Source organism: Flavobacterium magnesitis (genome assembly GCF_041729735.1).
In the GTDB taxonomy this organism is placed as follows: Bacteria; Bacteroidota; Bacteroidia; order Flavobacteriales; family Flavobacteriaceae; genus Flavobacterium; species Flavobacterium magnesitis.
Genome location: NZ_JBCFQK010000028.1, coordinates 26,152 through 38,794 on the forward strand (window position 1 = coordinate 26,152; position 12,643 = coordinate 38,794).

The window sequence follows — 12,643 nt, forward strand, 5'->3', positions numbered from 1 at the left end:
TTCATACTTTTTAACAAATTTTATAATCTGAATTTATAAAAATACAATTGTTATAAATACAAAAAGCACAGCGTTACACTGTGCTCTTTGCGTTTTTAGATGTTGTTTATAGATTCGACCGATTTAAAAAGCGGTCGAGTTTATACCAACATTATTTTTCAAAATCTACTTTGACTTTATATTTGTTTGATTTCAAAATTGTTTCGATAGATCCAAAAGTAGCTATGGTTTTTTGATATTCTTTTTCGTTTTTCAAAGCAATTTGTCTCAAACAGTTTTGAAAACGACTTACTTCTTTAAGTGTAGTTAAAATCAATCCTGGAACAGACACGTTTTGTCCTGTTTTATCTTTGGCAACCATTGTAAAATATGAAGAATTACAGTGTTTTACTACTCCTGTTTGAATGTTTTCGGCTTCTACCCGAATACCAATAATCATCGAACTATTTCCCACGTAATTTACGCTGGCTTTCATGGTAACTAATTCTCCAACTTCAATAGGTTTTAAGAAATTCACCGTATCTACTGAAGCCGTTACGCAATAATTTCCTGAAAATTTAGAACCACAAGCAAAGGCAATTTGGTCCATTAGGGATAAAATATAACCACCATGAATTTTTCCACTAAAATTAGTGTGCGAAGGCAACATTAATTCCGAGATTGTTATTTTTGAAGAATCGACGGTTTTATATTCGGTATTCATAAATGTAGTTTTATTGATAATTTGGGTTTTTAAATATCTTGTTTTTCAGCCGTTAAAAGTACAAAATTAGATTTTGATGATTCACATAAAGAGCAGCAATAGTCTTCGGGTAAATCATTGAACAAAACACCTTTCTTTATTCCTTGTACTTCGTCTCCGTATTCTGAGTTATAAATGGTAAGACATTCAGAACATTGGTACACATCATGTTCTTGCTTTTCTTTTTTCGCAGCTGTAGCTGAATTGTTTTCAACTAAAATAGTATCTCCTAACTCGTTAAAGTATTTTTTACTCAATTCTATTAGAATACTTGGCAATTCCAGTTTATCAATATCTTGTGTATGAATGATATATTCTCGTGTATTTGGGTCAAAATGTTTGGCATACAAAACATTGTAAGTATCTCTAATTTTGATGGATTCCAGGTCTTTTGGCAATTTATTTTTTTCGATGACAATCGAAGTAAAATAATGTCCCTCACGATTGTAATCGGAAATTCCAAAAGTAAGTCCGTAAGTACTAATATCGAATTGATCTAAAGTTCTCACTAAAAAAGTTTTCAAGTTCAAAGACCATTCGGTAGCTACAGGTAAATGCCAGTTTAATTCTAAAAGCGAATGACGGACATTGATTCCTTTTTTGCCAAGGAATTTTTCCCAGTCTAATTTTCGGTCTTTTGGAATTCCTTTTATAATGAAGGATTTCCAAGGTGTGATGCTTATTTTTCCAATTTTACAATCAAAACACAAATCGCACATTTCTTTTAGAAATTCTAAATCGTAAAGATTATTTCTCCAATACAAGCCAAGCCAATATTGGTCAATTCCCAAACGATTCATTCCTTCATAATATGGAAAAGGATAAAATGGAATGTTTAAACTTTTGTCCATAGTTCTATTATTGGTATCCAAATTTTCGCTAACCAAATTAAAAATCATATCAATTCCCATGGATTCTTCGCTAACAATGCGTTCGATTTCATAATAGATTTCAGCAATATCCCAGCTGTAAATTAATACTGGATACACTTCCATACGTTGCCAATTAGGCAAGCGGATGTACAAATACCAATAATCTTCATGTTCTGAAGCAATAAAATTGATGTGTCCTGTAAATAATGGGACTAATTGTTGTTTTGGATCGGTAATATTCACCTTTAAAACAGGTTGTTCTTTAAATTGTTCTAAAATATATAAGAATTTATTACCTGTAAGCCAAGCGGTATTTCTAAAAATATCGGTTGATACATACGAAGAAACAATATTATTTCCGCTTTGTTCATTAGGATAAACGATATGTAGTTTGCCATTATTTTCTGTTTCGGAATATTCAAATCCATTAGGAAAAATAATATCTTGTCTGGAACCAAAGGAAATGTCTTTTAGTCCTTGTGCTAAACTTATATTGACAATGTTGCGTAATTCGCCTGGCGAAATAACGCCTCCCTTTACTATTAATCGTGTTACTTCCATGTTCTTGTTTTTTTAGTCCTTAGTCCTTAGTTTTTAGTCCTTAGTTGTTTGAAAAACTAGGGACTAGGTACTAAGGACTCTTCAACTCATTTACATTTAGCTAATATTTCTTTCACTTCGGTTTTACAACTTCCGCAGCCTAAACCAGCTCCCGTAGATTTACATAATTCAGTGAAATTAGTAGTTCCCGATTTAATTGCTTCTTCGATATTACCGCTTCCTACCTGGCTGCAAGAGCAAACTAATTTACCCACAACAGGTTTTGCAGTAGCACTGCTTCCTCTTAAAAGTTGGTTTCGTTTGCCTGACAATTCGATTTTGCTTTCAATCATGGTTTTGAATTCGGCAAATTCGTTTTTATCCCCCATCAAAATAGCACCTACTAACAAATCGTCTTTAACAATGCATTTTTTGTAATAGCGTTTTTTCAAATCGGCAAAGATAATTTCTTCGTAACTATCGTCATTTTCAGGAATGCTGACTTCGCCAATACTGCAAAGATTAATGTCTTCCAGTTTTAGAATGTTCATCAATACCGAACCTTTGTAATAACTACTAATATCTCCTGCAAAAAAGTTGGCTAAAACATCGGCTTGTTCTTCAGCAGCAGAGGTAATTCCGAATAATTTTCCGTTGAATTCAGCAATTTCACCTATGGCAAAAATATCTGGATTAGACGATTGTAAATATTGATTGACTTTCACTCCGCGACCACAGGCAATTCCGGATTCTTTAGCAATTTCTATGTTTGGAATTGTTCCAATGGCGTAAACAATGGCGTTTGCGGTTAATATTCGACCACTTTTTAGTGCAATTTCTAGTTCATTGTCATTATCTGATTCGAAAACAGTACTGACTTCATTGTCAAAATAAATTTGAATATCACGAAGCTGAACTTCTTCGGCTAATAATTTGCAAGAAATACGATCCAATTGACGTTCCATTAATCGAGAAGCCCTTTGAATAATGGTGATTTTTACTTTTTTATGCTTTAAGGCTGCTGCCAATTCGAGACCTAATAAACCACCACCTACAATTACAACATGTTGGTCTTCGGAAGCCAAATTAGTTTGGTCTAAATAGTTTTTTAATTTATCAGCATCTTCTTTTCTACGCATGGTAAAACGGCCCGGAAGGTGTAATTGTGCATTTTCCGGAACAAAAGGACGACTTCCTGTAGCCAAAATTAATCGGTCAAAAGTGTGGGTTTCGCCATGGCTGTCTTTGATTATTTTATTGGTAGTGTCGATATTATCTATTCCTACAGACGATTTCAAAGTAATGTTTAATTTGCTTAAACCATCGTCGCTTTTTATTTTTAATAAACTTTCCCAAGACAATTCATTTGTAACATATTCAGGCAACAGCACACGGTTGTAAAAAGGATTGGCTTCGTTTGAAAAAACTACAATTTCATCAGTTGAATTTAATTCTCGGTAGTTTTGTATGAATCTAAAAGCAGCGGCTCCAGCACCTACAATGGCTATTTTTTGAAAAGGTTTTTCATATTTCTTTACCGCAACTGCAGTGTATTTAAAATCAGGTTCTTTAGAAATAGGATCAACAAGCGTATTAGTAAGGTTGTTGGCTCTGTTTAAGTCGTTTTCTAATTGTTTTCCCCAGTGCATTGGTAAAAAAACAACGCCTTCTTTAATCGTATCGGTAACATTTGCTTTTACCCGAACATCTCCATTTTTACTGCTAATTACTACTACATCTCCATTTTCTATTCCTGTTTTAAAAGCATCAATAGGATTGATTTCTAATAATGGATTAGGAATATGTGATAGCAATCTTGAAACTTTTCCGGTTTTAGTCATCGTGTGCCATTGGTCTCTAATACGACCTGTGGTAAGTATAAATGGAAATTTATCATCGGGTTTTTCTGAAGTATTTTCAATAGTTGCAGGCAAATTGAAAATGGCTTTTTGCGAAGGGGTATAAAACTTTCTATCTGTAAAAAGACGTGGCGTTCCCGGATGTCCATAATCAGGAACAGGCCATTGAAAAGTACCTTCGTATTTTAGTCGATTATAATTCAGGTAGGAAATGTCAATATTAGTATTTTTTGTCATTTGACAATATTCCTTGTAAACTTCTTCGGCGGTATTGAAATTAAAGCCACTGAACCCCATTTTTTTTGCAAATCGAGTTAGGATTTCAATATCGGCTAGGGCTTCGCCAGGAGCATTAATTCCTTTCGGTAAATAAGAAATTCGTCTTTCGGAATTAGTCATTGTACCATCTTTTTCTAACCATCCCGCTGCGGGAAGGAGTAAATCGGCAAATTTAGCGGTATCGGCATTGTGTGATATTTCCTGAACCACAACAAATTTGGCGTTTTTCAAGGCTTTTTCCACTCGTCTAGAATCGGGTAAACTTACCATTGGATTGGTACAGATAATCCAAATGGCTTTCATTTTCCCAGACTCTAAGGCTTCAAACATTTCTGTTGCGGTTAGCCCAGGTTTTTCTGAAATACCATCTACACCCCAAAAATCAGCTACTTCCTGACGGTGTTCTGGATTCGCTAATTCACGGTGTACTGCTAGTAAATTTGCCATTCCGCCCACTTCTCTTCCGCCCATAGCGTTAGGTTGTCCTGTTAAAGAAAAAGGTCCAGAACCTGGTTTTCCAACGTGTCCTGTTAGTAATGAAATATTCAATAAAGCCGTGTTTTTATCCACTCCTACAGCACTTTGATTCAATCCCATAGCCCAAAGCGAAAGAAAACCTTCAGCTTTACCTATTAAATCTACAGCTAAATCAATTTCTTTGATGGAAATTCCGCACAATTGAGAGGCTTTTTCTAATGAGGTTGACAATACTAAATTTTTGTAGGCCTCAAAATTTTCAGTATGTTTCCTGATGAAATTATTATCGGTATAGCCTTTTTCGATAATTCTTTTTGCCATAGCATGATATAAAATAATATCACTTCCGGGAAGAATTTGCAAATGCAAATCGGCAGTTAAGGCAGTATCGGTTTTTCTGGGATCAATTACAATTACTTTTACTTTTGGATTTTTCTCACGGTGTTGCTCTAAACGTCTGAACAGAATAGGGTGGCACCAAGCCGGATTTGCACCAGTGATTAAGAAAGTATCGGCTAACTCAATGTCATCATAAGCAATGGGAACAGAGTCTTCTCCAAAGGTTTTTTTGTAGCCCGCCACTGCTGAACTCATGCAAAGACGTGAATTGGTATCTATATTATTGGTTTTTAGAAAACCTTTTACCAGTTTATTTACTAAATAATATTCTTCTGTTAAACATTGGCCAGAAATATAAAAACCTACACTATCAGGACCGTGTTTTTTTATTATTGAAGAAAATACAGCAGCGGCACGATCTAAACCATCATCCCAGCTCACACGTTCCATGGGATGTGATTTACTCCAACGCATTTTAGGATATAGAATTCTGTCGGAAGTGTCATTAGCAACATAGTGAAGATTCATTCCTTTAGAACAAAGCATTCCTCTATTTACAGGATGGTCTTGATCTCCTTTTACCATAACTCCATTGGTAGCATCTTTGGTAACAATGATTCCGCATCCTACTCCACAGTATGAACAGGTAGTTTTGATTTCTGAATTTTGCATCATCCTCTGTCTTTTTTAATAATGTAATCTATTTAACTCTTGAACTAGAGTTTTGAAATGTAAAAATAAGTATTAATTAAGTATAAATACGTATTTTTTTAATTAATTTTATAAGTTTGATGAATAGATAAAAGAAGTCTAAAATAATGCTTTTTATCTTTTTTTTGGTTCGAAAAATAATTATTAATTAAAAAAGAGTATTTCAGCTATTAAAGATATTTGCTGTTTTCTGATAGAAATGCACAAAAGTTTAAGCAAGGAAAGAGCAGTTTTAAAGAAAAATCTATGAAACTTAAATAGCTACCGAATTAATTTGGTTTATATATTCTAAAGGAGGAATTCCTATTATGTCTTTAAAGCTGGTAAAAAAAGGATTGTAGGAAGTAAATCCGATTTTTTTTGAAAGAGAATCTAAAGTATTATTTTTTAAGTAACCTTCTTCAATGAGTTTAATTGCATCTTGAATTCGAATCACTTTTTTATATTCCGAAAAAGAGATTGTAGCGTGGTATTTGAATAAATAAGAAAGATGACTTTTAGGAATACTAAGTTTAGTTGCTAAATCGGTAAGAGTTAATTTTGGATTTCTAAAAGCGTCAAAATGTAATGCTATCTTTTCAATCTCTTCAAAATAATTTTGGAGATTATTATCGATTTTTTCTTTTAAAATAAGGTGTTGTGCATTTTTAATTTCACAAATGGGTTGTATTTGCCAAATTTCATTAAATACTAAATTAGAGTTTCTGTTTTCTTTCAATTTTTCATTTAAAAGGTTATAGCCATAAAGAATTTCTGGTGTAACCAATATTTTAATTAGAATAGCAATCCAAATTAGAGAAGAGATCCATTGAAAACTAAGACCTTTAGTTGTTCCATTTTGAGATATTTCGATGAATAAGGAAACGGAAAGTCGTATTGAAGCTAATATCAATGCGATAAATAAAAATAGTGTCCAGTTGTATATTTTTTTGTTTTGTTTTTTGATGGTTTTGTTTTCGAAACTTTTATCCCAAACATTATTTTTTAGAAGAGTATAACTTAAATAGATGTAGTTAAGCAGAAAAGTTAGAAAAATCAAAAGCATAGAAAGCCTTATTGAAAATGTAGGAGTTACATAATTATAAATTTCAAAAGTGATGAAAAAATAACCAATAGGAAATAAAAAATGTAATAATTCTTTTGGATTAAATTGTTTTTTGACGCCTAAATTTTGAAAATACAGATAGCATATTGGTATAACAACTGACGTTAAATTAGAATATTTTATGTAAATATTTATAATTTCATTATTAGAAATTAAATTGATAATTCCATAAATAAAAAAGCGGCAAGAGATTATAAAAATTAATAAAACCATATAAATATTCATTATAGGGTTTGATTTTTTATTAAGAAAAAGTATAACAGCGATGAGAAATCCAATTAACCCTGTGATAACACATAAGGAGTTTAATAACATCTATAAATATTTTTAAAAGAGTTAAGTAAGTAAATTTTGTATCAGAATTAAAATTATATATCGTTTACTAAAAAATGAAAAACACTCAAATTTATATCAAAATTATCGATGAACTGCATTATTATGTTAATTTCTTCTAAATTTTTTGAAAATAATACCTTTCAATTTCCAAATTATTTTAACAAATGTGTTACTAAAAACTGAAAATGTGTTACTGTTTTGCTTTAAAACTAGGTGAATGGTATAAAAACACCGATGAAATGCGATTTTATTGTTAATATTGTCTAAAAATATTATCATGAAGTACTTGCTACTGTTTTTTAGTTTTCCATTCTACGGACAAGTTTTGCACCACCAGATGTTATCCTCCCAAGGAAGCACAAAAGAGTTAGCTAATGGATATATAATTAGTCAAACTATTGCTCAACAAAGCACCATTGGAAGTTCGAATCGAGAAGTTGAAGTTATTCAAGGATTTCAACAAAGTTTGTGGGCGTCTTACATTACTGAAAGTAAAAAAAATGAAATAAAAATTTTGACTTATCCGAATCCTTTTAAGGATGTAGTACATTTTCAGTTTTCAAAATCTATTGATGAAGAAGTTTCCATTTCTGTTTTTGATGTCAGTGGTAGAATGGTATATCAAGGAAAAGGACAGTTGAAAGATGCTATTTTAACTATTCAATTATTGAATTTACCCAGGTCTGAATACCTAGTTCAATTGCGCTCTCAAACGATTACTCACTATACTAAAATTATTAAAATATGATAAAAAACTACGCTTCTTTTATTTTTTTGCTAGTATCAACAGTTGTTTTTTCTCAAGAGGTTTATTTTGCTTCAGGAAAAAATTACACGAAGTACAACTACAAGGATGCTAATTTTCAATCGAATCCTAACCTTCAAAGCGGAACAGGCAATTTTTATGAAGTTGGTATTGTCAAATCTTTAGTGAATAAAAATATTTTGTATTCATTTGGTATTGCTTTGAACGAATATAATGCTATTGGAGGAAATTCAGCGAATTCTTATCGTTGGGATACCGAGTATTTAGGACTTCATGGTGCTTTGTTGTATCAATTTTATACTCACATTGTTGGTTCTAAAAATAAAATTGATTTTTTAGCCAAAGCACGTTTAAATGCAGCAACTATCATTTATGGTAAACAAGAAATTAATGGTATGTATTATGATTTGATTAACGAAAATGAGTTTTCGGGTCTGATTTTAGAATCTTCTCTTGGATTTATGGCTAAGTATCAGATAGCCTCATTTGGTGCACTAAGTTTAGGGTATAATTTTGGACAAAGTGTTAACATAACGAATGATTCGAGAGAAAAAATTTCTTTTAATACCAATCAATTGCAATTAGGATTTCATTTCAACATCAATTAATCAGGACATGAAAAAAATAATTATACTTTTTATACTTTTTGTAGCAACTCAAACTTTTGCACAAAATAATGGAATTTCTTATCAGGCAATCATTTTAAACCCTAAAGGTGAGCAGTTACCTGGTGTTAATAATATGAGAAGCCCTATGGTCAACAAAAATATTTGTATGACATTTAAGTTTATAGATGAGTTTTCAAATGTTGAATACCAAGAAACTGTACAAACTACCACAGACGTATTTGGTATGGTCAATCTTGTTATTGGTTCTGGAAATCAAACAGCTGGATATGCAACTTCTTTTAAAGATATTGTTTGGAATAATTCGAAAAAAAGTTTGTCAGTTGGAATTAATACTGATGGAAGTTGCACCAATTTTATCGAGATCAGTAGTCAAGATTTTAGTTATGTTCCTTTGGCATTTTCAGCGATAAATGCAGAAAATGTTACAGGGGTTGTGGCAATTGAGAACGGAGGAACAAACGCTACAAGTATTCTAGGAGCTAAAACAAATCTGCAATTAGATCAAGTAAACAATACTTCAGATATCAATAAACCAATTAGTACAGCAACCCAGTTAGCTTTAAATACCAAGGAAGATATTAGCAATAAAAGTATCGATGTTCAGGTTGATGGAGGTTCCGATGAAAAGTATCCTAGCGTGAAATCAGTAAAAATGTATGTTGATGGAAAGTTGTTAGTTGTATCAGATGCATTAAACACTGAAATTATTAGAGCCACAGATGCCGAAAATGCTATCGCTGCTAATTTGCTTACCGAAACGACCAATCGTACTACTGCCGACAATACATTAACGACAAATTTAGCTACTGAAGTTGCAAGAGCCACAGATGCGGAAGCTGCTATCGCTGCTAATTTGCTTACCGAAACGACCAATCGTACTACTGCCGACAATACATTAACGACAAATTTAGCTACGGAAGTTGATAGAGCCACAGATGCGGAAGCTGCTATCGCTGCTAATTTGCTTACCGAAACGACCAATCGTACTACTGCCGACAATACATTAACGACAAATTTAGCTACTGAAGTTGCAAGAGCAACCAATGCGGAAGCTCAAATCGCAGCAGATTTAGTTTTAGAAACTACCAATCGTACTACTGCCGACAATACATTAACGACAAATTTAGCTACGGAAATTGCAAGAGCCACAGATGCGGAAGAAGCTATCGCTGCTAATTTGCTTACCGAAACGACCAATCGTACTACTGCCGACAATACATTAACGACAAATTTAGCTACTGAAGTTGCAAGAGCAACCAATGCAGAAGCTCAAATCGCAGCAGATTTAGTTTTAGAAACGACCAATCGTACTACTGCCGACAATACATTAACGACAAATTTAGCTACTGAAGTTGCAAGAGCCACAGATGCCGAAAATGCCATTGCAGCTAATTTGCTTACCGAAACAACCAATCGTACTACTGCCGACAATACATTAACGACAAATTTAGCTACAGAAGTTGATAGAGCCACAGATGCTGAAAATGCTATCGCAGCTAATTTGCTTACCGAAACGACCAATCGTACTACTGCTGACAATACATTAACAACAAATTTAGCTACAGAAGTTACAAGAGCCACAGATGCCGAAAATGCCATTGCAGCTAATTTGCTTACCGAAACCACCAATCGTACTACTGCCGACAATACATTAACGACAAATTTAGCTACAGAAGTTGATAGAGCTACCGATGCTGAAGATGCTATCGCTGCTAATTTGCTTACCGAAACCACCAATCGTACTACTGCTGACGCTACATTAACGACAAATTTAGCTACAGAAGTTGATAGAGCTACCGATGCTGAAGATGCTATCGCTGCTAATTTGCTTACCGAAACGACCAATCGTACAAATGCTGACGCTACATTAACGACAAATTTAGCTACGGAAGTTGCAAGAGCAACCAATGCAGAAGCTCAAATCGCAGCAGATTTAGTTTTAGAAACAACTAATCGTACTACTGCCGATAATACATTAACCACAAATTTAGCTACAGAAGTTACAAGAGCAACCAATGCAGAAGCTCAAATCGCAGCAGATTTAGTTTTAGAAACAACCAATCGTACTACTGCCGATAATATATTACAAACAAATATTGAAGCGGTTCAGTCAGATGTTGATGCTAATGAGGTTACTACTAACAATGCATTAGATTTAAAAGCAAATTTGGAATCTCCAACATTCACAGGAACAGTAAGAGGAATAACAGGGGATTTTTCGTCTAATTTCAAAGTTCCGTCTTTAACTCTAAATGGTTCAAGTGTATGGGAATTCGGTACAAATGGTTCAGGATTTACTCTCCATCAAGGTGGTTGTTGTTCAAGATTAATAATTGATGAAGAAGGGAGATTTGGTATAGGTGCAAATTATTCTCCTTCATATCAATTAGATGTTGAAGGAGACGGACGTTTTACTAGTGCAGTTTCGGCTACTTCATTTATTAAATTTGGTGGTACATCTTCACAATTTTTAAAAGCTGATGGCACTGTAGATTCTAATAATTATGCAACATTAGCTTCGCCAACATTCACTGGAACCGTAAGCGGAATTGACAAAACGATGGTTGGTTTAGATAGTGTTGATAATACTTCTGATTTAGACAAACCGGTTTCAACGGCTACACAAACGGAATTGGATTTGAAAGCGAATTTGGAATCTCCAACATTTACAGGAACGGTTTCAGGAATTACTAGAAGCATGGTTGGTTTAGATAGTGTTGATAATACTTCTGATTCAGACAAACCGGTTTCAACGGCTACACAAACGGAATTGGATTTGAAAGCGAATTTGGAATCTCCAACATTCACAGGAACTGTAAGTGGAATTGACAAAACGATGGTAGGTTTAGCGAATGTAGACAACACTTCAGATGCAAACAAACCTGTTTCTACAACTACACAAACAGCCTTGGATTTGAAAGCGAATTTAGAATCTCCAACATTTACAGGAACGGTTTCAGGAATTACTAGAAGCATGGTTGGTTTAGATAGTGTTGATAATACTTCTGATTTAGACAAACCAGTTTCAACAGCGACACAAACAGCTTTAGACTTAAAAGAAAATACCGCCAATAAAAGTACCGATGTTGCTACAGACGGAACTTCTGATATCAAATATCCAAGTGTTAAATCGGTAAAATCGTATGTTGATAGTGAAGTGGCGGCAATTAATTCTCTCGCAGATGGAAAAATATATTTAGGAAACGCAAGTGATTTAGCTACCGAAGTTACTTTGACAGGTGATGTTACTATCAACAACGCTGGTGTAAGTACAATTGGTGAGAGTAAAGTAGTCAGTTCAATGATTAAAGATGGAACAATTTCGACTGTTGATATCGCAACAGATGCAGTAACTTCTGCAAAGATTTTAGATGCAAATGTTACTTATGCTAAGATACAAAATGTTAATAGTGGTAAAGTATTGGGAAGAGCAACAACTGGTACAGGAATTGTTGAAGAAATTTCAACAACAGGTACTGGAGACGTTGTAAGATCTAGTTCACCAGTATTTACAGGTACGATAACAGCTGTAAATATATCTGCTACCACTGTGGCATCAAATTTAGTTGGAAACGTTATTGGAAATGTTGTTGGAAATGTACTCGGAAATGCAACAAATGTAAATGGAGTTGTAGCAGTAATTAATGGGGGTACAGGAGTAACAACATCAACTGGAACAGGGTCAGTTGTTTTATCAGCTTCGCCAACTTTAGTAACGCCAGTTTTGGGAGTAGCTACAGCCACTAGTGTGAACGGCACGAGTATTCCAACATCAAAAACATTGGTAGTAACCACTGATAAATTAAGCGCCTTATCAGCAACTACTTCAGCTGAATTTGCTGGAGTGATTTCAGACGAAACGGGAACAGGAAGTGTGGTTTTATCTGCGTCTCCTACTTTTACAGGAACGCCATCTTTGCCAACAGGAACAATTGGAGTAACTCAAACCGCAGGAAATAATACAACAGCTTTAGCAACCACAGCTTTC

General features: G+C 33.9%; 7 protein-coding genes. 3 read left to right on the forward strand and 4 right to left on the reverse strand.

The genetic code is table 11. The annotated features are described in order from the left end of the window. Nucleotides 1-151 precede the first annotated feature (151 nt). The 4 genes from AAGV33_RS14890 to AAGV33_RS14905 all read right to left on the reverse strand — a co-directional run bounded on the left by AAGV33_RS14890 (nucleotide 152) and on the right by AAGV33_RS14905 (nucleotide 6,864). Complete coding sequence (locus tag AAGV33_RS14890) at nucleotides 152-703, reverse strand: acyl-CoA thioesterase (RefSeq protein ID WP_373393037.1); 552 nt, start codon at nucleotides 701-703, stop codon at nucleotides 152-154. Between the two features lie 29 nt (nucleotides 704-732). Next, the gene (locus AAGV33_RS14895; protein WP_373393039.1) at nucleotides 733-2,175 is read right to left on the reverse strand and encodes a rubredoxin; all 1,443 of its coding nucleotides are present in this window, start codon (nucleotides 2,173-2,175) and stop codon (nucleotides 733-735) included. A gap of 86 nt (nucleotides 2,176-2,261) precedes the next feature. Beyond that, the gene (locus AAGV33_RS14900) at nucleotides 2,262-5,780 is read right to left on the reverse strand and encodes a molybdopterin-dependent oxidoreductase (RefSeq protein ID WP_373393047.1); all 3,519 of its coding nucleotides are present in this window, start codon (nucleotides 5,778-5,780) and stop codon (nucleotides 2,262-2,264) included. Nucleotides 5,781-6,072: 292 nt separating this feature from the next. Beyond that, the gene (locus AAGV33_RS14905) at nucleotides 6,073-6,864 is read right to left on the reverse strand and encodes a helix-turn-helix domain-containing protein (RefSeq protein WP_373393040.1); all 792 of its coding nucleotides are present in this window, start codon (nucleotides 6,862-6,864) and stop codon (nucleotides 6,073-6,075) included. A gap of 673 nt (nucleotides 6,865-7,537) precedes the next feature. On the opposite strand from AAGV33_RS14905, the gene AAGV33_RS14910 reads away from it, so the two are divergent. From AAGV33_RS14910 to AAGV33_RS14920, 3 genes are all read left to right on the forward strand, one after another. Beyond that, a complete protein-coding gene (locus AAGV33_RS14910) occupies nucleotides 7,538-8,008 on the forward strand; it encodes a T9SS type A sorting domain-containing protein (RefSeq protein ID WP_373393041.1) in 471 nt (156 codons plus the stop codon). Next, nucleotides 8,005-8,634, forward strand: coding sequence for a hypothetical protein (locus AAGV33_RS14915; RefSeq protein WP_373393043.1), 630 nt, complete (start codon nucleotides 8,005-8,007; stop codon nucleotides 8,632-8,634). Before AAGV33_RS14910 ends, AAGV33_RS14915 begins: the two co-directional genes overlap by 4 nt. A 7-nt stretch (nucleotides 8,635-8,641) precedes the next feature. Continuing rightward, nucleotides 8,642-12,643, forward strand: a 4,002-nt coding sequence (locus tag AAGV33_RS14920) for a beta strand repeat-containing protein (RefSeq protein WP_373393045.1), incomplete at its 3' end; no start/stop codon positions are given.

Excerpts from the sequence above, each read along its gene's own strand:
- AAGV33_RS14900 (WP_373393047.1), bottom strand. The coding sequence starts at position 5,780 with ATGCAAAATTCAGAAATCAAAACTACCTGTTCATACTGTGGAGTAGGA.
- AAGV33_RS14895 (WP_373393039.1), bottom strand. The coding sequence starts at position 2,175 with ATGGAAGTAACACGATTAATAGTAAAGGGAGGCGTTATTTCGCCAGGC.
- AAGV33_RS14910 (WP_373393041.1), top strand. The coding sequence starts at position 7,538 with ATGAAGTACTTGCTACTGTTTTTTAGTTTTCCATTCTACGGACAAGTT.
- AAGV33_RS14915 (WP_373393043.1), top strand. The coding sequence starts at position 8,005 with ATGATAAAAAACTACGCTTCTTTTATTTTTTTGCTAGTATCAACAGTT.
- AAGV33_RS14890 (WP_373393037.1), bottom strand. The coding sequence starts at position 703 with ATGAATACCGAATATAAAACCGTCGATTCTTCAAAAATAACAATCTCG.
- AAGV33_RS14905 (WP_373393040.1), bottom strand. The coding sequence starts at position 6,864 with ATGCTTTTGATTTTTCTAACTTTTCTGCTTAACTACATCTATTTAAGT.